The following is a 21,006-nucleotide window of genomic DNA, read 5'->3' on the forward strand; positions in this document are numbered from 1 at the left end:
ATGCCCGACACCCCTGACACCCCCGACGCCCCGCGCCCCCGCCTCGGCGCGACCTACCGGGTGCAGATCCGCCCCGGCTTCGACCTCGACACCACCGCCGGCCTCGCCGACTACCTGGCCGACCTCGGCGTCACCCACCTCTACAGCGCGCCCCTGCTCACCGCCACCCCCGGCTCCGCGCACGGCTACGACGTGGTCGACCACCGGGCGGTCAACCCCGAACTGGGCGGGGAGGCCGGCCGGCTGCGGCTGCTCGCGGCGCTGCGCGCCGCCGGGCTCGGCCTGGTCGTCGACATCGTGCCCAACCACGCCGGGGTGGCCCGCCCGGCGGCCAACCCCGCCTGGTGGGACGTGCTGCGCCGGGGCCGCGACTCCGCGTACGCGAGCTGGTTCGACATCGACTGGGAGCGGGGCCGGCTGCTGCTGCCGGTGCTCGCCGACACCCCGGACGCCCTCGACGACCTCAAGGCCGTCGACGGGGAGCTGCGCTACCACGAGCACCGCTTCCCGATCGCCGACGGCACCGGCGACGGGACCGCCCGCGAGGTGCACGACCGCCAGCACTACGAGCTGGTCTCCTGGCGGCGCGGCGACCGCGAGCTGACGTACCGCCGGTTCTTCGCCGTGTCCGACCTGGCCGGGCTGCGGGTGGAGGACCCGGCGGTCTTCGCCGCCACCCACGCGGAGATCCTGCGCTGGGTGGCGGCCGGCGAGGTCGACGGCATCCGCGTCGACCACCCCGACGGGCTGCGCGACCCCGCCGACTACCTGGCCCGGCTGCGCGCCGCCGCGCCCGACGCGTGGCTGCTGGTGGAGAAGATCCTGGAGTACGGCGAGGAGCTGCCCGACTGGCCGGTCGACGGCACCACCGGCTACGACGCCCTCGCCGCCGTCAGCGGGCTCTTCGTCGACCCAGCCGCCGAGGGCGACTTCACCGCCCTGGACGCCCGGCTCACCGGCCGGCACACCTCCTGGCAGGATCTGACCCACGACACCAAGCTGGAGGCGGCCACCCGGCTGCTGGCCGCCGAGCTGACCCGCCTCGCCGCGCTCGCCCCCGACCTGCCCGCCGACGACGCCCGCGCCGCCCTCGCCGAGCTGGCCGCCTGCTTCCCCGTCTACCGGGGGTACCCGCCGCACGGCGCCGGGCACCTCGCCGCCGCCCGCGCCGAGGCCGGCCGCCGCTGCCCCGACCTCGCCGCCGCCCTGGACGCGATCACCCGCCGGCTGCGCGACCCCGACGACGAGCTGGGCCGGCGCTTCCCGCAGCTCACCGGCGCGGTGATGGCCAAGGGCGTCGAGGACACCGCCTACTACCGGTGGAGCCGCTTCGTCGCCCTCAACGAGGTCGGCGGCAGCCCCGCCCACTTCGGCACCCCACCGGCGCAGTTCCACCGCTTCGCCGCCGACCGGCAGGCCCGCTGGCCGGCCACGATGACCGCCCTCTCCACCCACGACACCAAGCGTGGCGAGGACGTCCGGGCCCGGCTCGCCGTGCTGGCGGAGCTGCCCGGCCGCTGGGCCGAGCTGGTCGACCGGTGGACCGCCGCCGCGCCGCTGCCCGACCCGGCCTTCGCCCACCTGCTCTGGCAGACCGCCGTCGGGGCGTGGCCGATCGAGCGGGAACGCCTGCACGCGTACGCCGAGAAGGCCGCCCGGGAGGCGTCGGTCGCCACCAGCTGGGCCGACCCCGACCCCGACTTCGAGCACGCCATGCACGCCCTGGTCGACCGGATTTACGACGACCCGGCGCTGCACGCCGAGCTGAGCGCGTTCGTCGCCGAGATCACCGCAGCCGGCTGGTCCAACTCGCTGGGGCAGAAGCTCGTCCAGCTCGCCATGCCCGGGGTGCCCGACGTCTACCAGGGCACCGAGCTGTGGGAGAACTCCCTGGTCGACCCGGACAACCGCCGCCCGGTCGACTTCGCCGTACGCCGGGAGCTGCTGGCGCGGCTCGACGCCGGCGGGCCCCCGGCGGTGGCCGCCGACGGCGCGGCGAAGCTGCTCGTGGTGTCGCGGACCCTGCGGCTGCGCCGCGACCGCCCGGAGCTCTTCACCGGCTACCGCCCGCTGCCCGCCCACGGGCCCGCCGCCGCCCACGCGGTCGCCTTCGACCGGGGCGGCGTGGTCGCTGTCGCCACCCGGCTGCCGCTGGGCCTGGCCCGTGCCGGCGGCTGGGGCGCCACCACCGTGACGTTGCCCGACGGCGAGCTGACCGACCTGTTCACCGGCCGGGTGCACGGCGGCGGGTCGACCCCGCTGGCCGACCTGCTGGCCACCTACCCCGTCGCGCTGCTGGCGCCCACCACCGCCCCCGTGGAGGCTTCGTCATGACCGAGTTCACGGTGTGGGCGCCCGAGGCCGCCCGGGTCCGGCTGCGCCTGCCCGGCGCCGGCGACGACGGTGGCGGTGCCGGTGGTGGCGGGGCCGGTGGTGGCGCCGGCGACCACGAGATGCGCGTCGGCCCGGACGGCTGGTGGCGGGTCGAGGTGCCCGCCGCCGGCCCCGGCACCGACTACGCGTTCGTCCTCGGCGACGACGACCGGGCGCTGCCCGACCCCCGCTCGCCCTGGCAGCCGGCGGGCGTGCACGGCCCGAGCCGCCGCTACGACCACGCGGCGTTCGAGTGGAGCGACGCCGGCTGGACCGGCCGGCAACTGCCCGGCAGCGTCCTCTACGAGCTGCACATCGGCACCTTCACCCCGCAGGGCACCTTCGACGCCGCCATCGAACGCCTCGACCACCTGGTCGACCTGGGCGTCGACCTGATCGAGCTGCTCCCCGTCAACGCCTTCAACGGGCAGCACAACTGGGGCTACGACGGGGTCTGCTGGTACGCCCCGCACGAACCCTACGGCGGCCCGGACGGGCTGAAACGCTTCGTCGACGCCGCCCACGCCAGGGGCCTGGGGGTGATCCTCGACGTCGTCTACAACCACTTCGGGCCCTCCGGGGCCTACGCGCCGATGTTCGCGCCGTACCTCACCGCGCAGAGCAACACCTGGGGCCGCACCGTCAACCTCGACGGCCCGCACTCCGACGGGGTGCGTCGCTACATCCTCGACAGCATCCTGATGTGGCTGCGCGACTACCACGTCGACGGGCTGCGCCTCGACGCCGTGCACGCCATGCCCGACTCCCGCGCCACCCACCTGCTGGAGCAGATCGCGACGGAGGTGGAGACCCTCTCCACCCACCTGGGCCGGCCGCTGTCGCTGATCGCCGAGTCCGACCTCAACGACCCCCGGCTGGTCACGGCCCGGGAGGCCGGCGGGTACGGCCTGCACGCCCAGTGGAACGACGACGCCCACCACGCCCTGCACACCCTGCTCACCGGGGAACGGCAGGGCTACTACGGCGACTTCGGCTCGCTGGACTGCCTCGCCGACGTGCTCACCGGGGCGTTCTTCCACACCGGCACCTGGTCCAGCTTCCGCCAGCGCGCCCACGGCCGCCCGGTGGACCGCCAGCGCACCCCCGGCCACCGCTTCGTGGCGTACCTGCAGAACCACGACCAGATCGGCAACCGCGCCACCGGCGACCGGATCTCCGCGACGCTCTCGCCCGCGCTGCTGCGGGTGGGGGCGACGCTGCTGCTCACCGCCCCGTTCACCCCGATGCTCTTCATGGGGGAGGAGTGGGCGGCCAGCACCCCCTGGCAGTTCTTCACCAGCCACCCCGAGCCGGAGCTGGCCACCGCCGTGGCCACCGGCCGCCGCCGCGAGTTCGCCGCCCACGGCTGGCCGCCCGGCGACGTGCCGGACCCGCAGGACGAGCAGACCTTCGTCCGCTCGCGGCTCGACTGGGCCGAGCTCGACGACCCCGAACACCGCCAGATGTACGACTTCCACCGCCGGCTGATCGCCCTGCGCAAGAGCCGCGCCGACCTCTCCGATCCCCGGCTGGACGCCGTCGACGTGCGGCACGGGGACCGGTTCCTGGTCATGCGGCGGGGGGAGACGCTGGTGGTGGCGAACCTGGCCGGCAAGCGGCAGCGGGTCACCCTGCCGGGGGTGGCGAGGCGGGTGCTGCTGGCCACGGGGGAGGGCGTCACGGTCACCCGGGACCGCATCGACCTGCCGGCGGAGACGGCGGCGATCGTCGCCCTGTAACCGCGTCGAAGCCCTACGAGCTTCGGGTGCGTTTCTTGTCGCTACAGCGACAAGGAACGCACCCAATCGGGCCTGTTCGCTGTGGCGGTGAGTCCGGTACCGGTGCGGCTGCCAGGGCTCAGGGCGTACGGGGCCAGGTGGCAAAACGTCGGCGCAGCTCCGCCACGTCGTCCCGAGTGAGTTGATAGGGCACGAACGCCTCGTCGGGCATCCTGTCCAGGCGTCGCCCCACGACCGGCACGTCCTCGTCCTCAAGCCCTGGGTCCATCCGGCGGGCCATGGCCAGCAGTTGCGCTGGCGTGTACCTGTCCAGCACGGCGGCCACGTCGATGTAGTCGCGCTCGCGCGCCCGGCCTACGAGCGCGGTGACCTTCCAAGCGAGGAGGTCGGGCAGGTCCATCACCGGCCCCACCTCCATCGCCACCGGAGCGTGCAGGCGCGCCTGGGAGGAGAGGCTCAGCCGGACCACCCGGTCGCCCCGCTGGATCTCCCACTCCGTAATGTGTTCGTCAAGGCCGTAGATGAGCGCCGGAAGCTCGCTGTCGTCATCGACCTGGGTCACCTGGAAGCCGGCCGTGCGGAGCGCCTCCTCGACGGCCTTGGCTGCAGCAGCGACGCCACCGTCACGGTCGGTGAAGGTGTCGACGTCCTCGGTTGGTCGGTCGACGACACCGTGCAGGACCAACGCCAAGCCCCCACCGAGAGCGAACCCGTGCTGCTTGGCCACGGAGAGGGCGACACGCGCGATCTCGGTGTGCTCGGGATCGGCCATCAGGCAGCGGCCACGGCCTGTCGCAGCACCGGGTGGCGCTCCTCCCATGCGCGGCGCACGCCTCGGGGCAGGTAAAGATCGCTCCAGACCCGGACCAGGGTCGGGCCGTCGAGCCAGGCACACAGCTCGTCGGTCCGTACCGCTTCGGTCAGCACGATCTCGTACAGCGAGCTGAGTGCCCACTCCTGGCCGAGGTCGACGTGTCGGTCCGGCCGCCACAGCAGCCGGTGCGGCAGTTCGACGACACCCTCGGTCGGCCCGCATAGGGCGGCCAGGTCGTTGACGACCACGGCGCAGCGCCCCGGCCGACTCTGGTACCGCCGGGCTGCGTGGATCGGGGTGGCACCCATAAGCCCAGCGTAACCCTTTGCGCGGGCCAGGAGGCGCACGGACACCCGGACGTCCGGGGGACTCGAGTGGGGCATCGGCCTTCGGTGCCCGCCCTACTGGGGAAGCGGGTCGGCGACGTACACGCCTTTGCCCTGCCGGCCGTCAAGGAGCCCTTCGGCCTTGAGTAGGAGCATGGCGGCGCGAATGACGGTGTTGCTGACCTTGTAGTGCTCACACAGGGCGGCGAACGACGGCAGCTTTTCGCCCGGCTTCAACGTGCCGGAGCTGATTTGCTCCCGGATGTCGCGGGTGACCTGTAAGTAGGCGGCTTCAGACATCGGTGGTACTCCCAGCTTGGCGGCTGGTCCAAGCAGATCACACCGAGGGCCTTACCTACAACGCTATGTGCGTCAGGTGTTGACTCTGCGCACATTGCGTCTTATGTTGCCTGTGGGTTGCCCAGCTTGGCGGCAGGGCGTCCCGCCGCAGGTGCCCGCCTTCGATGTGGGTGCCTGCGGCTCCGTATCGCGGCCGAGACGGCAGCGCAGCGGCCGTTCGCTTGCAGGCCGGCCCGTCGCGTTCACGGTCGCGGGAGCGGTTGGCCGATCCGGTGGGCGAGGTTCCTCGCCCGGTTGGAGGGAAGGTGGCGGATGCAAAACGACGAGGCGGCGCGGAGCCGGGCCGAGCGGGCCGAGGCGGCCGAGCGGGAGGCCGCCGTGCAGCGGCTGCTCGACCTGGCCGAGGCGGAGCGCGTACCGGTGGAGGAGGCCACCCGCGCGGTGCCGGATCGGCGGTGGCGACGTGGCAGCGCTGACGAGCCGATCGGGCGGCGGGTGGCCCGCTGGCGGATGCGGCGGCGGATGACGCAGCAGATGCTCGCGGATCGGCTGGGCCGGTCGAAGAGCTGGGTGGACAAGGTCGAGCGAGGCGTGCGCCCGCTGGACCGGTACCCGGTGATCCAGGAGGTCGCGGAGGTGCTGCGGGTGGACTCGCTGCTGCTGCTCGACGGCCGACCGCCGTCGCCGGCAGCCGGCGTGCCCGACGGGGTGGACGAGCTCCGCGCGGCGCTGGCCCGCTACGACATCCGCCGCCCCACGGCGTCGGCGCAGCAGGTGGGCCGGCAGGTGGAGCACGCCTGGCTGAGCTTCCAGCACGCGCACTACGCGCAGGTGGTGCGGCTGCTGCCGGGGCTCCTCGACGCCGCCCGGGGCCTGCGCACCGACGCGCCGGAGCTGCTGGTGCAGGCGTACCGGGTCGCCTCGGCGGTGCTGGTCAAGCTCGGTGAGGCCGGCCTCGGGTGGCTGGCCGCCGACCGGGCGGTGGCCGTGGCCGACGCGGACCCGATGTCGGCGGCGTCGGCGGCGCTCTCGGTCGGCCAGGCGTTGCGGGGGCTGGGGCGCGGCCGGTTGGCGCTGGCGGTGACGGCCGAGGCCGCCCGCCTGCTCGCGCCGGTGCCGGTGCACGGGGCGCTGCTGATCCAGGGCGCGCTGGCCGCCGCCGGGTGCGGCGACGCCGGCCGGAGCGCGGAGCTGGCCGACCGCGCCGCCGGGCTCGCCGACCGGCTCGGGGCCGGCGACGACCCGTACCGGACCGGCTTCGGGCCGGTCGCCGTGGAGGTGGCCCGGGTGGTGGCGGCGGTCGAGCTGGGGGAGGCCGCGACGGCGATCGGCCGCCACGAGCAGGTGGTACGCGACGACGCGTGGCGGCGGTTGCCGACGGAGCACCGGGCGGCGTACCTGGTGGACGTGGCGCGGGCGTACCTGCTGGTCGGCGACCTGGGCCGGGCCGGGCGGGCGCTGGTCGACGCGGACGGCGTCGCGCCGGCGGAGGTGCGGTGCCGGCCGGTGGCGCGCAGGGTGCTCGTGGAGGCGGCGCGGGCGCGGCCGGTGCCGGCCGGCGTGGCGCGGCTGGCGACGCTGATGGGCCTCACCCGGTGACCGGGCCAGAGGAGATGTTCGCGGCGTTGGTAGGTTGCGCTCGTGAACTACGTCCGAACGGCGCTCTACCTCGACTTCGACAACGTGTTCAGCGGGCTGCACAAGCTGGACCCCGAGGTCGCGGTCGAGTTCGCGAGCAATCCGGGGGCGTGGGTGCGCCGGTTGTCGACGGCGGCCACGACGGATGCGCCGCGCCGCTGGCTGCTCCTGCGCTGCTACCTCAACCCCGCCGGGTGGGTCTACCACACGGATGCGGCGGGGGAGCAGAGCCGGTTGTACTTCTCGAAGTTCCGGCCGTGGTTCGTCCGCGCCGGGTTCGACGTCATCGACTGCCCCCGCTACAACGGGACGAAGAACGCGGCCGACATCCGAATCGTCGTCGATGCCGTCGACGCCCTGTCGGCCGACACCCGGTACGACGAGTTCGTCGTCGCCTCCGGTGACTCCGACATGACGCCGCTGCTGCAGCGGCTGCGCCGCTCCGACCGGCGGACCACCATCGTGTCACCGGCCGACGCGGCCGAGGCCTTCACCGCGATCGCCGATCGGGTCCTCGACAGCCAGCAGTTGTTGGCGCTGGTCCAGGGCGAGCCGGTCGACGTCGACGACGACATCGACAGCGACATCGAAGCGGACGCCGTCGACGCCGAATTCGGCGATCGTGTGGTCGACGTCGCCTCGGATCAGAGCGAGGCGTACGAGGCGTTCCGGTCGGCCACCACCCGCGAGTACCAGGCGGCGTCCGAGCCGATGAACATGGCCGCGCTCGCCCTGCGGCTGCGCACGCAGCTCGGTCAGGCGGTCGCCGACAGCAACTGGTTCGGCTTCGGCACCTTCGCCCGGGCGGTCGCCAGCCTGAAGCTGCCGAACCTGCAGATGTCGCAGCACTACCTCTGGGACGACAGCCGCCACTCGGCTCGGGAGGCACCCGGTGCCACGCCGTCGCGCATCGTGCTCCCCGAGCCCGTCGAGCGCGTGGCCAGCCAGCTCGACCTGCCGCGACTGCCCGAGGCGGAATGGCCGGCGATCTACCAGGCGCTCGCCGACTACGCCCGCTCCCACCGGTTCAACCTGACCGAGTGCACCGGCTGGTGTCGGGACCAGCTGCGCGATCAGGGGCTGCCCGTCAGCCGCAACGCCGTCGCGTTCGTCGTGCGAGGCACGTCGTTCGGCGGCTGCCCGCTGCACCGCCAACCGCCGCCGACGGCCGAGGAGATCTGCGCGGCCTTCGTGAGCAACGTCCTCGACCGCACCGACGCCGCGGAGATCACCTTGTCGGAGGACGAGATCAGGACGGTCCGGGCCTGGCTGGGCGCACCGCAGCACGACGGCGCACCGGACGGGAACTCACCGCACGGCGGCTCCTCGCACGGGGACTCCTCGCACGGCGGCGGCGAGCCCGGCCTGCCCACGGGCTGAGCGGTCGGCTCCTGCCGCCGCCGGACGCGCTCGGCCGGCGGCCAGCACCTGACGCAGCCGCGCCGCGAACTCGTCGGGCTTGCCGGCTTGGCCGAACTCCTCGCCGAGGAAGCCCCCGTGGTGGCTCGGGAAGACCGTGGCCTCCTGGTCGAGCAGCACCGCCATGCCGGCGCCCGTGCGCGCGGTGTATGTCCCGGCCGACTCCTCGCCGACCGCGATCACGACCCGGGTCGGGGCGGCGGTGAGCGTCCGCGCGTCGGGCCGGTAGTCGGTGATCGCCGAGGAGGCCGCCGACAGCAGCGGGTCGTCGCGGCTGCCGTCGTCGGTGGTCGGGAGGCCGAAGGCCGCCGGGTCGGGCGCGGGCTGGGCGAAGTAGGCGCCGGAGTACTCGCCCTGCCACGAGGTCATCGCGATGAACGCGGCCATCCCCGCGCCGAAGCCCCCGGCCTGGTACGCCTCGTAGCAGGCGGCCTGGGCGCGCTCGGCGGCAGCGGCGTCGGGGAGCACGGCGTTGATCGGCGGCTCGTGCGCCACCAGCGTGCCGACGTCGCCGGGATGGGCCGCGACCAGCTCGAGCGCCGTCACCGCGCCGCCGCTGCTGCCGAAGACGTCGACCGGGCCGGTGCCGAGCGCCTCGATCAGCAGGTGCAGGTCGGCCGCCTGCTGCTGCGGAGTGTGCGCCGACCGGCCGTCGGTGCGCGCGCTGCGCCCCAGGCCCCGGGGGTCGTAGGTGACCACTGTGCGGTCGGTGAAGTGCCCGGCGAGGGTGGCGAAGCCGTCGGCGGTCATCGGCTGGCCGATCATGAGCAACGTGCGGTGCCCGCCGGGCCCGGAGTGCGGTGCGCGCACGTCGTAGACCAGGTCGGCGCCGGGCGCGGCCAGGGTGCGCGTCTCACTCTTCGTCATGCCGGTGACCCTACGACCGGCGTACGACACGTTCGGTCAGGCGCGGCGTACGCGCCTGGCCGGCACCGGACAGGGCCCGCTGGGCAGGTCGGGTCGCGTCCCGGGGCGGCGCGTGGGGGCGGCCGTGGCGTGCACGTACGGTGATCGCTGCGGTCGGGTGCCGCGGCCGGTGCCGGCTGGCGTGCCGCAGCCGGCGACGCTTGTCGGCCGCCCCGTGACACAGGTGCTGGGGCTCGCCCAGGGTCAGAATTCGTCAAGGCCCCTTTGCTGTCCTGAATCGCAGGAAAACGAGCCTGCATTACGGGATGGACGCTGCGGGGAGGATTGATCGACTCCATGTGCGGCACAAGGCGCTCTGACAGCGCCTGGATGGCACAACATCCCGCACACGGCGCGGGCGGGCAGGGCCGGGCGGGCGGAGGACCCAGCGGGCGGAGGGCTCAGCGGGCGGCGCCGTTGCGGTATGCCCAGATCACCACGTTGACCCGGTCCCGCACGCCGAGCTTGGCCAGCACCCGGCCGACGTGGGTCTTCACGGTGACCTCGGCCAGGTGCAGCCGCGCGGCGATCTCGGCGTTGCTGGCCCCGACCACGATCAGCTCGAACACGTCGCGTTCGCGGGCCGTGAAGGTGGCCAGCGTCGGTGCCGCCGGCGATGGTGCCGTGCGGGCGCCGGCCGGGTGGTGGGCGCTGACCAGCCGTCGGGTGGTCGAGGGGGCGATGACCGAGCCGCCGCGATGGACCGTCCGGATCGCGGCGACGAGGCCCTCCGCGGTGGTGTCCTTGAGCAGGTATCCACGGGCCCCGGCGCTCAGGATGCGGGTCGCGTAGTCGTCGCTGTCGTACGTGGTCAGGGCGATGATCTTCGGGCGGTGTGCGGCGGCGAGGATGGCGCGGGTGGCGGTGATGCCGTCCGTCTGCGGCATCCGGATGTCCATCAGGACGACGTCCGGCCGATGCCGGGCGGCGAGGGCGACCGCCTCCGTCCCGGTGGCGGCGGTGGCGACCACCCGCAGGTCGGGCGCGGAGTCGACGACGAGGGCGAACCCGGTACGGACCAGGTCCTGGTCGTCGGCGATGAGCACGGTGACGGGGGCCTCGGTCATGATGCCGCTCCCTGCGGGGCCAGTGGCCAGGTGGTGGTCACGGTGAACAGCCCGGCGTCGCCGGTGACGGCGCATTCGCCGGTGAAGAGCGCGCAGCGCTGCCGGATGCCCGACAGGCCCCGACCCTCCACCATCGGGTGGCGCTCCGCAGCCGGGCTGGTGACGCTGACGGTGAGCAGGGTGGACGTCCAGCCCATGTGCAGTTGCGCCTGCGGGCGCGGCGAGTGTTTGAGCACGTTGGTGAGGCATTCCTGGATCACCCGGTAGACGGCGAGGTCCATGCCGGGGGCGAGGGAGTGTGCCCGGCCCTCGACCGACGTGGTCACGTCGAGGCCGGCGGCGGCGACGCTGGCCAGCAGCTCGGGCAGTTCGCGCAGGCCCTTGGCGTGCCGGTCGTGGGCGTCGTGGTCGACGACCGTGAGCAGCCGCTTGACGTCGGAGAGGGCCTCCCTGCCGATGCCCGCGATCCGGTCGAACAGCGGGCCGGCGACGAGCGCGTCCGCGCGGGCGGCGACCCGGCCGCCTTCGGCCTGGGCGATGATCGAGGCGAGCGAGTGCGCGATGATGTCGTGCATCTCCTGGCTGATCCGGGTCCGCTCCTCGTGGACCGCCAGTTGGGCGCGCGTCGCGCTGTCCAGCTCGGCGAGCCGACGCCGGTGTTCCGCGTGCCGGACGGCGATGCGCTGCTGGCGTTGCATGAGCCCGGTCGACCAGGCCGCCAGGGCGGTCGCCACGATCAGGACAGCGGGCAGCGCCGCGCCCGGCCGGTGCTCGTGCAGCGCATGGCCGACGACCAGGACGGCACCGGCCGCGCCGAGGAGCAACCCGGCGTGGCGCAGCCGGCCCGGGGCGTGCGCGGCGACGGCGTGGACGGCGACGAGACTGACGAGGTCGCCGGGGAACATGAAGCTCTGCGAGAGCAGCACGTGCACCCCGGAGACGACGGCCACCAGGACGAGCATGGCCACCGGCGCCGCGCGGCGGATCGCCAGCAGCGCGGCCATTGCCGCCGACCACTGCCATCCGGCAAGGCCGGCGACGCCCAGCAGCACGCAGCCGGCGACCGCCACCAGCGCGCTGCCGGCGTCGACCAGCGTCACCCGCCGCGTTTGCACCCGCACGCTCTCAGCGTAGGCAGCGGCGGGCGGTCGTGGCACGCGGCGCGGGCGACGTCGGCACAGCCGTACGCCCGGGGTGATACCAAGGTATCGGCCGGAGGCCGGAGTCGATGCCGTGGACGGATGTGGGCAACCGCCCCGAATCCCTACCGTGAGTCAGTGACTATGCAAACGAAAAGTGCCGATGTGGTCGCCTGCCGGCAGGCGCGCAAGACCTACGGCAGCGGCGAGGCCACGGTGGTCGCGGTCGACCGGGTCTCCGCCGACTTCGCCGCGGGCGAGTTCACCGCCGTCATGGGGCCGTCCGGGTCCGGCAAGACGACGTTGCTGCACCTGCTGGCGGGCCTGGACACCCCGACGGAGGGCTCGGTCAGCATCGCGGGCATCCCGCTGGCCGGGCTGGACGACCGCGCGCTGACCGACCTGCGCCGCGACCACGTCGGCTTCATCTTCCAGGCCTTCAACCTGCTGCCCACGCTGACGGCGGAGCAGAACATCGTCCTGCCGCTACGGCTCGCCGGCCGCCGCGTCGACACCGCGCGACTCAGGGCGGTCACCGAGCAGCTGCGGATCGCCGACCGGCTGCGTCATCGGCCCGCGCAGCTCTCCGGCGGCCAGCAGCAGCGCGTCGCCGTGGCGCGGGCCCTGCTGGCCCGCCCGTCCGTCGTCTTCGCCGACGAACCGACCGGCGCCCTGGACATCGCGACCGGTCGGGGCCTGCTGGCGGGTCTGCGTGACGCGGCGCGCCGGGACGGGCAGACGATCATCATGGTCACCCACGATCCGGGCGCGGCGACGTACGCCGACCGGGTCCTCGTGCTGGCCGACGGCGCCATCCGCGACGAGCTGCACGCGCCCTCGCGCGAGGCGATCCTCGCGGCGACGGCGACGGCGACGGCGACGGCGACGGCGACGGCGGTCCGGCCATGATCTTGTCCCTGGCCTGGGCGCAGGCCCGTGCGTATCCCGCCCGGCTGCTGGCGATCGTCGCCGCGGTGCTGCTGGCCACGGGTCTCCTCGCGGCCACGGCCACCTTCGCCGCGACCTCCGGCGAGGGCCTGCGGCTCACCGCCGCCGCGCCGCTCACCACCGCCGACATCGTCGTCGACGCAAAGGATTCGGTACGCGACCCCCGCTGGTACGAGGCGGCGAAGGCACCGAACGTCCGCACCGTCGACCCGCAGTACGCGCGCACGGTGAGCGTCTTCGGCGGTGCGCGGCGCGGCTCCGCCAACGTGCAGAGCATCGCCGCGACCCCCGAGGTCCGGTGGTTCGCGCTCGACCACGGGACGTGGCCCGCCACCCCGGGTGAGGTCGTCGCGGACCAGCGCACGCTCGACGATCTCGGGGTCGGCGTCGGCGACACCCTCGTCTTCCGGCACGGCGCGGCGGCCCCGGTCACCGTCACCGTCACCGGCTCGACCGACCTCGGCTTCCGGCCGCTGACCGGCTCCTCGTTCCGGTTCTACGCCGACCCGGCCTTCTTCGCCGGGGACGTCCCGCCCGCCGCGTTGCTCACCGTCGCCGACTCCGGCCGTCTCGCCGCCACCGTCGAGGCCGTGGAGGGCGCACTCCCACCCGGGACCTCCGCCATGGCCGCCTCCGCCGCCGCCGATCAGGCGGCCTCCCGCTTCGCCGGCGGCAACACCCAACTGGTCGTGCTGATGCTCGCCTTCGCGGCGGTGGCGCTGCTCGCCTCCGTGCTGGTCATCGCCAACACCTTCCAGGTGGTGATCGCCCAGCGGGTCCGGCAGATCGCGTTGCTGCGGCTGGTCGGGGCCCGGCGTACCCAGATCAGGCGGTTGGTGCTCGGCGAGGCCGCCATCGCCGCGACGGTCGGCGCGGTCGCGGGCGTGTTCGTCGGCGTGGCCGTCGGCTATCTGGGCGCCGGCCTGCTCGACGTCGACGGCGCCGGCCTGCGGGTCGACCCGGTCGTCCTGGTGCTCTGCGCCCTCGCGGGGGTGCTGGCCGCCCTGGTCGCCGCCTGGTTCCCCGCCCGGCACGCCACCCGGGTCGCGCCGGTCCGGGCGTTGCGGGAGGCGTCCGCGCCGCCCGCCGAGACCGTACGCGGGGGGCGGCGCCTCGTCGTCGGCCTGGGTGTCACGGTCGTCGGCGCGGCGCTGCTCACCCTGGCCGGGGTCGGGGCCTCCCTGCCGCTGGCACTGGCCGGCGGGCTGGTGCTCGCCGTCGGTCTGCTGGTGGCCCTGCCCCGGGCGATCGCCCTGCTGCTGCCGCCGGTGGCGCGGGTCCTGGAGCACCTCGGCGTCGCGGCGGGGCTGGCCGGCAGCAGCCTGAGCCAGAACGCGCGCCGGACGGCCGCGGCGGCCATGGCGGTGGTCGTCGGCGCCGCCCTGATCACCAGCCTGGGGGTCGCCGCCACCAGCGGGCAGGCCACGGTGGACGCGGACCTCGAGCGCCGCTACCCGGTGGCCGTCAGCGCCCGCACCGACGGGGCGCCGATCGGCGGGGAGACCGCCACCGCCCTCGCCGCCGTGCCCGGATTGTCGAGCACGGTCACCGTCGGCACCGTGGCGGCCCGCTTTCCCGACGGCGGCAAGGCAACCCCCGAGCTGCTGGCGGCGCTCCCCGCCGGATCGGCCGCCGGGTTGGCGCCCGAGCTCACCGCCTCCGGCGACTCGCCGGTCCTGCTGGTGCCGGGCGCCTACCTGACCGGGCGTGGCCTGGCTGACGGCGCAGAGATCGAGGTCGTCGCCGCCGGCCGGACCCTCACGTTCACCGCCCGTGCCGGCCGACTGGCCGACACGACCGGCCAGCTGCTCGGGGTCGCCGCCGCCGAGGCGCTGGCCGACCGGGGGGTCCGCACCGTTCCGACCGTGGTGTGGGGCGTCGCGCCGGCGGGCTCCGACCGGGCCGCGCTCGCCGCGAGGGTCGACGCCGTCGCCGCGCGTGATCCCGGCATCGAGATCGGGGCCGGCGTGACCGAGGGCAGCGACATCGCCGCCGTGCTGGCCATCCTGCTCGGCCTGTCGTTCGGGATGCTCGCCGTGACCGTGGTCATCGCCATGCTGGGCATCGCGAACCTCCTCGGCCTCTCCGTCGTCGAACGGACGCGGGAGATGGCGCTGTTACGCGCCCTCGGCACCCGTCGCGGCCGGTTGCGGGCGATGCTGGGCGTGGAGGCGGTGACCATCACGGTCGTCGGCACGGTGGCCGGCATCGTCATCGGGGTGCCGGTCGGTCTGGTCGGCGTGACGGCGGCGGTCGGCCGGACCGCCGAGCCCGTGGTCCGGCTGCCCTGGGGCGCGCTGGGCCTGCTCCTGCTCGCCGCCGTCGTGGTCGGCGTGCTGGCCAGCGTGGCACCGGCGCGCCGGGCGACGAAGATCCCTCCGGCGCAGGGGCTAACCCGCTGACGTTGGGGCAGTCATCGCCTGCCACATCTCGCGGGTCATCTCGTACTCCACCTCGCCCTGCTCCGTGTCCGGCAGCGGGTCGTCCCAGGACGGGTAGAACGTGCGGACGTACCGCAGGCCGACGGCCTCCATCACCCGCCGCGAGCCGGCGTTCACCGTCATGGTCTGCGCGATCACCCGGCGCTGCCCGACGGTGTCGAAGGCGTGCCGCAGCAGCACCCGGGACGCCTCGCTGGCCAGGCCCCGGCCCCAGCAGTCCCGCAGGAGGCGGTAGCCGAGCTCGGCCACGGTCGGGTCGTCGGGCTGGTCGGGGCCGTGCGCGGGAGGAAGCATCATCAGCCCGACGAAGTCGCCGTCGGTCTCGCGCTCCGGCCGCGCCGAGCCGCGCGCCCCGCCGTCGGTGCCGAACGCCATCCAGAAGCCGAGGCCGTCCACCTTCTGGGCCAGGCGCAGCCGCCCCGCGTGGGACGTGAGCACCTCGTCGCGGGAGCGCGCCCGGCCGAAGATGTAGCGCAGCACCTCCGGGTCGGAGTCGAGCCGCACCTCCAGCTCCAGGTGCCGGTCCGCGAGCGGGACCATCAGCAGGCGATCGGAGCGCAGGATCGGTTGGGGCATTGCGCCACGATCGCACGCGGCGTACGCGGGACGCGATCGAATTCGCCCGCAGGCCGCCAGGGTCGCATCCCGGCCGACGAGGGGGACCGCACCTGCTGCGGGCACGCCCACCGGGTCGGTGGGCGTGCCCGTTGCTCAGCGCAGGTCGAGGGTCACTTGAAGCGGATGAACTTGGAGAACTGGTTGTTGCCCTTGCCCACCGAGACCCTCCGGTGGCTGTACTTGTCCGCGCTGACGTAGTTGTACTCGTCGACCTGGAAGGTGCCGTTGGCGTTCACCTTCGTGACGAAGGCGACGTGGCCGTAGGTGCCGCCGAGGCGGACCGCGATGTCACCGGCCTTCGGCTTGTTGCGGACCGGCACACCGGCGCGCTTGGCGGCCCCGACCCATTCCTTGGCGTTGCCCCAGCGGGCCTGGCCCTTGTACTGGTTGTGGAACTTCACGCCGACGCGGCTGCGCAGCGCCCACGCGGCGAAGCTGGTGCACTGCCCCTTGTAGAAATTCCACGGGTCGATTCCCGAGCCCTGCCCCTTGTAGGGGTAGTCGTTCTTCGCCGGGTACTTCTTGGCGGCGTTGATGGAGATCGTCCGCTGAACGACATTGTCGTTGGTCAGCGTGATGTTCGGGCTCATCGTTGCGCTTGGCGATGCCGCCTGAGCAGGCACGGTCAGCGTCATGACGCCGAGGGCCGCGCTGAGCAGGCCGGTGCCGACGGCGCGAGCGATTCTTGCCATGTGCACATCCTCTCCGAGTTGTGCGGACGGGTCGACCCTACGACTGATCGATGATCGGCCAAACCCCTAATGCTTTCGCCGTCGTGCTGGCCGGGGGTCGCAAAGGCCGACTTCCTGCACTGATGCCGCTCATTTTCCGCTGATTTCATGGGGGTGGCGGATGTGCGTTGCGGGCACGCCCGCCGGATCGGTGGGCGTGCCCGCTCTCCTCAGCCGGGGCGGAGGGTCACTTGAAGCGGATGAACTTGGAGAACTGGTTGTTCGCGGTCCCCACCGAGACCGTCCGGTGGCTGTACCTGTCGGCGTTCACGTAGTTGTACTCGTCGATTTCAAAGGTGCCGTTGGTGTTCACCCTGGTGACGAAGGCGACGTGACCGTAGGTGCCGCCCAGGCGGACCGCGACGTCGCCGGCCTTCGGGTTGTTGTAGACCGGCACGCCGGCGCGGTTGGCGGCCCCGACCCAGTCCTTGGCGTTGCCCCAGCGGGCCTGGCCCTTGTACTGGTTGTGGAAGGGCACGCCGACCCGGCTGCGCACCGCCCACGCCGCGAAGCTGGTGCACTGGCCCTTGTAGAAGTTCCACGGGTCGATGCCCGAGGTCGCCCCCTTGTAGGGGTAGTCATCCTTGGCCGGGTAGGTCGTCCCGCTGGAGGGGGAGAGCGCCTGGTGGGAGGCGTTGTTGTTCTTCAGGGTGGCGTTCAGGTCCTTCTTCGCGCCGGCCGCGACGTCCTGGTGGGAACCGCCGTAGTTGCTGTTGAAGTAGACCCGAACCGTCTTGTTGGTGCGGTTCCACACCGAAGCGGCGTTGTTCTTGACGCATACGCCCTTGCCCGCGCCGGCGCCCTTGAACTCGTAGCAACCCGGCTGGGTCGAGCCGTAGTCGCCCAGGGACCCACCGTGGTCGGAGATCGACCCCGCGTTGCCGCTGTTGTAGTAGTAGCAGAATTCCCCGTCATTGCAGACCCCGTCGCGGGAAGCCGCCTGTGCGGGCGCGCCGATCGCCAGCACGCCGAGGGCTGCGCCGATCACGCTCGCGCTGATGGCGCTGAGGACGCGATTGATTCTGGGCATGGCCACTTCCTTTCCGGGGGTGAGTGGCGACCGGCCCACCATACAAGTCATTTATAGATCGACATACCCCTAATGCTGACGACCGCGCCGCAGCGCCCGTACGCCGAAGAAGAGCGCGCCGACGATGAGCGCGCCGCCGATGAGTTGCAGGCCCGGCGAGTCGTCGGCCTCGCCGTGCACGACACCGACGACGCCGAGCGCGACCACGGCCAGGGCGATGGCGGCGACGAGATAGCGCCTGTTTTTCCTCATTCCTCGACCCATTCCAGCAGATCGCCGGGTTGGCATTCGAGCACCCGGCACATGGCCTCCAGGGTGCTGAACCGCACGGCCTTGGCGCGGCCGTTCTTCAGCACCGCCACGTTGGCCGGGGTGAGCCCGACGCGCTCGGCGAACTCGCCGACGCTCATCTTGCGCTTGGCCAACTCGACGTCGATGCGCACGACGATGGGCATCAGATCACCGCCTCCATGTCGGTGCGCAGCGTCGTGGCCTGCCGCAGCAGCGCCCGCATCACCACCATCAGCAGCCCCAGCACGGCGACGCCCACCAGCATCAGGAACAGCAGCATCGGCAGCCCGGGGTCACCGGCGTTGAAGCCGACGTAGAGGAACACGCCCAGCAGCACCACCCAGGCGGCGGCGATCGCCCAGACGATCGCGTCCACCCAGCGCAGGGCGGGCTCGCTGAAGATGCGGTCCCGCTTGACCAGGGTGAGCAGCTGCCAGGTGGCGACGATGACCACCTGGATGCAGAGCACCCAGAACACGGTCACGGCCGTCGCCGGCCACCTCAGGTACGCGTCGTTCGGCGACTCCTTCGCCATGTGCGCGAATGTCCCCGGCAGGGAGAGGGTCTGGAAGACGACCAGGATCCCGAAGAGCAGCACCAGGAAGACTCTGAGCGGACCTACCGCTCGATGCTCGGTCAACATGCATCGACTATCACTCAGAAACTATCGAATGTCAATCGGCATGGCCGAACGGATGAACCGGACGCGGGGGCGCTGCCGGCGGCCGGGCGGCGGCGTCCTCGGGACGACGGGGCTGGAGACGGGCGCCGCCCGCCGCCGACAGGCGGGCGGGCGGGCGGGGAGGTGACGCGACACTGGTGGACTGCGACGGGCGAGTGCGCGTAGGAGTGCGTGGGATCGGTAGGTTGCTTCGGAATGGATTCGATACAGCGGTTGGGGCAGGCGGCGGAGTCCGGCGATGTGGAGCAGGTGGCACGTCTTCTGCGGGAGGGCGTCCGGGTCGATGCGAAAAGTGCCGCAGGTTCGCCCCGCACGGCTCTCGACCGGAGCCAGCGTCGAAGGTCTGGAAGGATCACGAAGCACGCCGTTGCGGTCCGCTGCGGCAGGTGGTTGGCCCGCCGTCGTCCGCCTGCTGCTGGACCGAGGCGCCGCCTCTTCGGCGGAGATCGTGGCGCTGGCCGAAGGCAGATCCGCCCGTTGCCGGTCTCATCCCGACCGGTCGGCGGATTTCGCGCAGGTCATCGCCATGCTCAGGGCGGCTATCCGCTAGTCGTCGCGAAGGGTCTTCTCGCGGATATTCAGCGGCAGCAGTTGCGCAAGAGCTCTTGTGCATATCAGGATGGCGGCATGGACCAATCCGCACCGCGCACCATCACCGACTCCGCCGTGCTGGCCGCGCTGGCCCACCCGTTGCGGCGGCGGCTGATGGACGTGCTCAAGGTCGACGGTCCGCTGACGGCGAGCGCGCTCGCCGAGCGGACCGAGCAGGCGGTGGCCAACATCAGCCACCACCTGAAGGTGCTCGCCGGGTGCGACCTGGTGGTGGAGGCCCCGGAGCTGGCCCGCGACCGGCGCGAGCGCTGGTGGCGGCTCGCCTCGCCCCACTTGCGCTGGTCCAGCAGCGACTTCGACGACGATCCCGCGAGCCAGGCGGTGGCGAACGCCGCGATCTCGCTCAACCTCGACCGACAGGTGAGCCTGGTGCGGGCCTGGTACGCCAACCGCGAGACGGCGCGCGAGGTGTGGGGGGACACGTCCTTCTCGACCGACAAGTGGTTGCGGCTGACGCCGGCCGAGCTGGCCGAGTTCGAGGGGGAACTGCTGGACCTGGTCGGGCGCTGGAGCAGCCGGGAAGTGCCCGACGACGGGCTGCGCCGCGATTCCGTCTTCTTCTTCGCCCACGCCGTACCGGCGCGGCCGTGACCGGCGCCGCCGTCGCGCGGCAGGCCGGCGGCGGCCGTCGGCCCGGCGGCGGGCTGCTGCGGCACCGCGACTTCCGCCTGCTCTGGGCCGCCCAGGCCAGCAGCCGACTCGGCAGCAGCGTGACGGGCGTGGCCGTGCCGCTGGTCGCGGTCGCCACGCTGAAGGCGACCACGTTCCAGACGGCGCTGCTGTACGCGGCCACCTGGCTGCCCTGGCTGATCGTCGGGCTGCCCGCCGGCGCCTGGGTGGACCGGCTGCGGCGGGGCCCCGTGATGATCGCCTGCGACACGGCCTCGATGCTGCTGTTCCTCAGCGTCCCGGTGGCCGCCTGGCTCGACGTGCTGACGATCGGGCACCTGCTCGCCGTCGCCTTCGCCGCCGGCACCGCCGCGGTCTTCTTCCAGACCGCTTACCAGGCGTACCTGCCGGCCCTGCTCGACAGGCGGACGCTGCCGGAGGGCAACGCGAAGCTGCAGGGCACGGAGGCCGCGATGCAGGTGGCCGGGCCGGGGGTGGCGGGCCTGGTGGCACAGCTCGCCAGCGCGGTGACCGCCGTGCTGCTCGACGCGGTGAGCTTCGCCGTCTCGGCCCTCTGCCTGCGGGCCATCCGCTTCCGCGAGCCGCCGCGTGAGCCACGGCGGGCGGCGGCCAACCTGCTGCGGGAGATCACCGACGGGATCCGGTTCGTGGCCCGCGATCCCTACCTGCGGGTGCTCACCGTCTTCGGCGCCGTGAGCAACCTCGGCCTGATCGGCTACCAGTCGATCCTGGTCGTCTTCCTCGTCCGCGACGTCGGCGTCGGCGCGGGCGTGGTCGGCGTCCTGCTCGCCGCGATCAGTTGCGGCGGGGTCCTCGGCGCGGTGATCGCCACCCCGATCGGACGGCGGTTCGGCACCGCCCGGGGGGTGCTGCTCTGCGGGGCGGGCGCCCTGCCGTTCGCCCTGCTCATCCCGCTGGCCGGGGCCGGGCCTCGGCTGGCCCTGCTGGTCGCCGGAGGGCTGGTCATCGGCGTCGGCGTGGTGGCCGGCAACGTGATCAAGGGTACGTTCCGGCAGCGGTACACCCCGCCGGAACTGCTCGGCCGGGTGCTGGCCAGCATGCAGTTCGTCAACCTCGGTGCGATTCCGGTCGGCGCGCTCGTCGCCGGCACCCTCGGCACCGCGCTCGGCGTGCGGCCGACCATGTGGATCATGTGTGGCGGGCTCGCCCTGACCGGGCTGATCCTGCTGGTCGGGCCCCTCAAGCATCGGCGGGACCTGCCCGAGCGGCCCGCGGATCCCCAGCTCGCCTCGGCCTGACCCGAGCTAGGCTCGGAACACCTTTTACCTGGTAGGAGCAGTA

At 73.2% G+C, this 21,006-nt stretch carries 20 protein-coding genes; 8 read left to right on the top strand and 12 right to left on the bottom strand.

All coding sequences use genetic code 11. The features are described from left to right. On the top strand, nucleotides 1–2,334 hold the full coding sequence (gene treY / locus ACLQ2V_RS14780) for a malto-oligosyltrehalose synthase (RefSeq protein WP_425719034.1): 2,334 nt from the start codon (nucleotides 1–3) through the stop codon (nucleotides 2,332–2,334). After that, the gene (gene treZ / locus ACLQ2V_RS14785; RefSeq protein ID WP_425719035.1) at nucleotides 2,331–4,112 is read left to right on the top strand and encodes a malto-oligosyltrehalose trehalohydrolase; all 1,782 of its coding nucleotides are present in this window, start codon (nucleotides 2,331–2,333) and stop codon (nucleotides 4,110–4,112) included. Before treY ends, treZ begins: the two co-directional genes overlap by 4 nt. Before the next feature lie 118 nt (nucleotides 4,113–4,230). On the opposite strand, the gene ACLQ2V_RS14790 is transcribed toward treZ, so the two are convergent. From ACLQ2V_RS14790 to ACLQ2V_RS14800, 3 genes are all read right to left on the bottom strand, one after another. Beyond that, nucleotides 4,231–4,884, bottom strand: coding sequence for a nucleotidyl transferase AbiEii/AbiGii toxin family protein (locus ACLQ2V_RS14790; protein ID WP_425719036.1), 654 nt, complete (start codon nucleotides 4,882–4,884; stop codon nucleotides 4,231–4,233). Next, complete coding sequence (locus ACLQ2V_RS14795) at nucleotides 4,884–5,234, bottom strand: hypothetical protein (protein WP_425719037.1); 351 nt, start codon at nucleotides 5,232–5,234, stop codon at nucleotides 4,884–4,886. The genes ACLQ2V_RS14790 and ACLQ2V_RS14795 overlap by 1 nt, the downstream gene beginning before the upstream one ends. A 93-nt stretch (nucleotides 5,235–5,327) precedes the next feature. Then, nucleotides 5,328–5,552: a winged helix-turn-helix domain-containing protein gene (locus tag ACLQ2V_RS14800; protein ID WP_425719038.1), complete on the bottom strand. Its 225-nt coding sequence runs from the start codon at nucleotides 5,550–5,552 to the stop codon at nucleotides 5,328–5,330. Between the two features lie 312 nt (nucleotides 5,553–5,864). Between ACLQ2V_RS14800 and ACLQ2V_RS14805 the strand changes: the two genes are divergently transcribed. Both ACLQ2V_RS14805 and ACLQ2V_RS14810 read left to right on the top strand, forming a co-directional pair. Beyond that, nucleotides 5,865–7,151: a helix-turn-helix domain-containing protein gene (locus ACLQ2V_RS14805; RefSeq protein WP_425719039.1), complete on the top strand. Its 1,287-nt coding sequence runs from the start codon at nucleotides 5,865–5,867 to the stop codon at nucleotides 7,149–7,151. A gap of 42 nt (nucleotides 7,152–7,193) precedes the next feature. After that, complete coding sequence (locus ACLQ2V_RS14810; protein ID WP_425719040.1) at nucleotides 7,194–8,570, top strand: NYN domain-containing protein; 1,377 nt, start codon at nucleotides 7,194–7,196, stop codon at nucleotides 8,568–8,570. Here ACLQ2V_RS14810 and ACLQ2V_RS14815 read toward each other — a convergent pair. The 3 genes from ACLQ2V_RS14815 to ACLQ2V_RS14825 all read right to left on the bottom strand — a co-directional run bounded on the left by ACLQ2V_RS14815 (nucleotide 8,499) and on the right by ACLQ2V_RS14825 (nucleotide 11,703). Beyond that, the gene (locus ACLQ2V_RS14815) at nucleotides 8,499–9,476 is read right to left on the bottom strand and encodes an alpha/beta fold hydrolase (protein ID WP_425719041.1); all 978 of its coding nucleotides are present in this window, start codon (nucleotides 9,474–9,476) and stop codon (nucleotides 8,499–8,501) included. The genes ACLQ2V_RS14810 and ACLQ2V_RS14815 overlap by 72 nt on opposite strands. Before the next feature lie 440 nt (nucleotides 9,477–9,916). Beyond that, on the bottom strand, nucleotides 9,917–10,582 hold the full coding sequence (locus ACLQ2V_RS14820; protein ID WP_425719042.1) for a response regulator: 666 nt from the start codon (nucleotides 10,580–10,582) through the stop codon (nucleotides 9,917–9,919). Further along, on the bottom strand, nucleotides 10,579–11,703 hold the full coding sequence (locus tag ACLQ2V_RS14825) for a sensor histidine kinase (protein ID WP_425719043.1): 1,125 nt from the start codon (nucleotides 11,701–11,703) through the stop codon (nucleotides 10,579–10,581). The genes ACLQ2V_RS14820 and ACLQ2V_RS14825 overlap by 4 nt, the downstream gene beginning before the upstream one ends. A gap of 156 nt (nucleotides 11,704–11,859) precedes the next feature. On the opposite strand from ACLQ2V_RS14825, the gene ACLQ2V_RS14830 reads away from it, so the two are divergent. Both ACLQ2V_RS14830 and ACLQ2V_RS14835 read left to right on the top strand, forming a co-directional pair. Continuing rightward, nucleotides 11,860–12,630 (top strand): ABC transporter ATP-binding protein, encoded by a 771-nt coding sequence (locus ACLQ2V_RS14830; RefSeq protein WP_425719044.1) that lies wholly within the window; start codon nucleotides 11,860–11,862, stop codon nucleotides 12,628–12,630. Beyond that, entirely contained in the window at nucleotides 12,627–15,071 is a 2,445-nt protein-coding gene (locus ACLQ2V_RS14835) for an FtsX-like permease family protein (protein WP_425719045.1), read from the top strand. The genes ACLQ2V_RS14830 and ACLQ2V_RS14835 overlap by 4 nt, the downstream gene beginning before the upstream one ends. Here the strand turns inward: ACLQ2V_RS14835 and ACLQ2V_RS14840 are convergent. From ACLQ2V_RS14840 to ACLQ2V_RS14865, 6 genes are all read right to left on the bottom strand, one after another. Further along, complete coding sequence (locus ACLQ2V_RS14840; RefSeq protein WP_425719046.1) at nucleotides 15,060–15,686, bottom strand: GNAT family N-acetyltransferase; 627 nt, start codon at nucleotides 15,684–15,686, stop codon at nucleotides 15,060–15,062. The genes ACLQ2V_RS14835 and ACLQ2V_RS14840 overlap by 12 nt on opposite strands. A 152-nt stretch (nucleotides 15,687–15,838) precedes the next feature. Continuing rightward, nucleotides 15,839–16,420, bottom strand: a complete 582-nt coding sequence (locus tag ACLQ2V_RS14845) for a CHAP domain-containing protein (RefSeq protein WP_425719047.1) — start codon at nucleotides 16,418–16,420, stop codon at nucleotides 15,839–15,841. A gap of 226 nt (nucleotides 16,421–16,646) precedes the next feature. Further along, nucleotides 16,647–17,489 (bottom strand): CHAP domain-containing protein, encoded by an 843-nt coding sequence (locus ACLQ2V_RS14850; RefSeq protein WP_425719048.1) that lies wholly within the window; start codon nucleotides 17,487–17,489, stop codon nucleotides 16,647–16,649. Nucleotides 17,490–17,558: 69 nt separating this feature from the next. After that, nucleotides 17,559–17,741, bottom strand: coding sequence for a hypothetical protein (locus ACLQ2V_RS14855; protein ID WP_425719049.1), 183 nt, complete (start codon nucleotides 17,739–17,741; stop codon nucleotides 17,559–17,561). Then, nucleotides 17,738–17,944 carry a helix-turn-helix domain-containing protein gene (locus tag ACLQ2V_RS14860; RefSeq protein ID WP_184690149.1) on the bottom strand — a complete coding sequence of 69 codons (207 nt, stop codon included), beginning with the start codon at nucleotides 17,942–17,944 and terminating at the stop codon, nucleotides 17,738–17,740. Before ACLQ2V_RS14860 ends, ACLQ2V_RS14855 begins: the two co-directional genes overlap by 4 nt. Further along, nucleotides 17,944–18,423 (bottom strand): DUF2975 domain-containing protein, encoded by a 480-nt coding sequence (locus ACLQ2V_RS14865; protein WP_425719050.1) that lies wholly within the window; start codon nucleotides 18,421–18,423, stop codon nucleotides 17,944–17,946. The genes ACLQ2V_RS14860 and ACLQ2V_RS14865 overlap by 1 nt, the downstream gene beginning before the upstream one ends. 666 nt (nucleotides 18,424–19,089) lie before the next feature. Between ACLQ2V_RS14865 and ACLQ2V_RS14870 the strand changes: the two genes are divergently transcribed. Together ACLQ2V_RS14870 and ACLQ2V_RS14875 are read left to right on the top strand one after the other, a co-directional pair. Beyond that, nucleotides 19,090–19,665 carry an ArsR/SmtB family transcription factor gene (locus ACLQ2V_RS14870; RefSeq protein ID WP_425719051.1) on the top strand — a complete coding sequence of 192 codons (576 nt, stop codon included), beginning with the start codon at nucleotides 19,090–19,092 and terminating at the stop codon, nucleotides 19,663–19,665. Beyond that, nucleotides 19,662–20,963, top strand: coding sequence for an MFS transporter (locus ACLQ2V_RS14875; RefSeq protein WP_425719052.1), 1,302 nt, complete (start codon nucleotides 19,662–19,664; stop codon nucleotides 20,961–20,963). The genes ACLQ2V_RS14870 and ACLQ2V_RS14875 overlap by 4 nt, the downstream gene beginning before the upstream one ends. Nucleotides 20,964–21,006: the final 43 nt, after the last annotated feature.

Origin of the sequence: Micromonospora sp. DT233, from assembly GCF_049841815.1 — a bacterium.
Taxonomy (GTDB): Bacteria; Actinomycetota; Actinomycetes; order Mycobacteriales; family Micromonosporaceae; genus Micromonospora.

Bases quoted from the DNA above. Each gene is read 5' to 3' on its own strand.
- ACLQ2V_RS14805 (WP_425719039.1), top strand. From the start codon at position 5,865: ATGCAAAACGACGAGGCGGCGCGGAGCCGGGCCGAGCGGGCCGAGGCG.
- ACLQ2V_RS14815 (WP_425719041.1), bottom strand. From the start codon at position 9,476: ATGACGAAGAGTGAGACGCGCACCCTGGCCGCGCCCGGCGCCGACCTG.
- ACLQ2V_RS14840 (WP_425719046.1), bottom strand. From the start codon at position 15,686: ATGCCCCAACCGATCCTGCGCTCCGATCGCCTGCTGATGGTCCCGCTC.
- ACLQ2V_RS14850 (WP_425719048.1), bottom strand. From the start codon at position 17,489: ATGCCCAGAATCAATCGCGTCCTCAGCGCCATCAGCGCGAGCGTGATC.
- treY (WP_425719034.1), top strand. From the start codon at position 1: ATGCCCGACACCCCTGACACCCCCGACGCCCCGCGCCCCCGCCTCGGC.
- ACLQ2V_RS14835 (WP_425719045.1), top strand. From the start codon at position 12,627: ATGATCTTGTCCCTGGCCTGGGCGCAGGCCCGTGCGTATCCCGCCCGG.
- ACLQ2V_RS14790 (WP_425719036.1), bottom strand. From the start codon at position 4,884: ATGGCCGATCCCGAGCACACCGAGATCGCGCGTGTCGCCCTCTCCGTG.
- ACLQ2V_RS14845 (WP_425719047.1), bottom strand. From the start codon at position 16,420: ATGGCAAGAATCGCTCGCGCCGTCGGCACCGGCCTGCTCAGCGCGGCC.
- ACLQ2V_RS14795 (WP_425719037.1), bottom strand. From the start codon at position 5,234: ATGGGTGCCACCCCGATCCACGCAGCCCGGCGGTACCAGAGTCGGCCG.
- ACLQ2V_RS14855 (WP_425719049.1), bottom strand. From the start codon at position 17,741: ATGAGGAAAAACAGGCGCTATCTCGTCGCCGCCATCGCCCTGGCCGTG.
- treZ (WP_425719035.1), top strand. From the start codon at position 2,331: ATGACCGAGTTCACGGTGTGGGCGCCCGAGGCCGCCCGGGTCCGGCTG.
- ACLQ2V_RS14870 (WP_425719051.1), top strand. From the start codon at position 19,090: ATGGACCAATCCGCACCGCGCACCATCACCGACTCCGCCGTGCTGGCC.
- ACLQ2V_RS14860 (WP_184690149.1), bottom strand. From the start codon at position 17,944: ATGCCCATCGTCGTGCGCATCGACGTCGAGTTGGCCAAGCGCAAGATG.
- ACLQ2V_RS14865 (WP_425719050.1), bottom strand. From the start codon at position 18,423: ATGTTGACCGAGCATCGAGCGGTAGGTCCGCTCAGAGTCTTCCTGGTG.
- ACLQ2V_RS14820 (WP_425719042.1), bottom strand. From the start codon at position 10,582: ATGACCGAGGCCCCCGTCACCGTGCTCATCGCCGACGACCAGGACCTG.
- ACLQ2V_RS14800 (WP_425719038.1), bottom strand. From the start codon at position 5,552: ATGTCTGAAGCCGCCTACTTACAGGTCACCCGCGACATCCGGGAGCAA.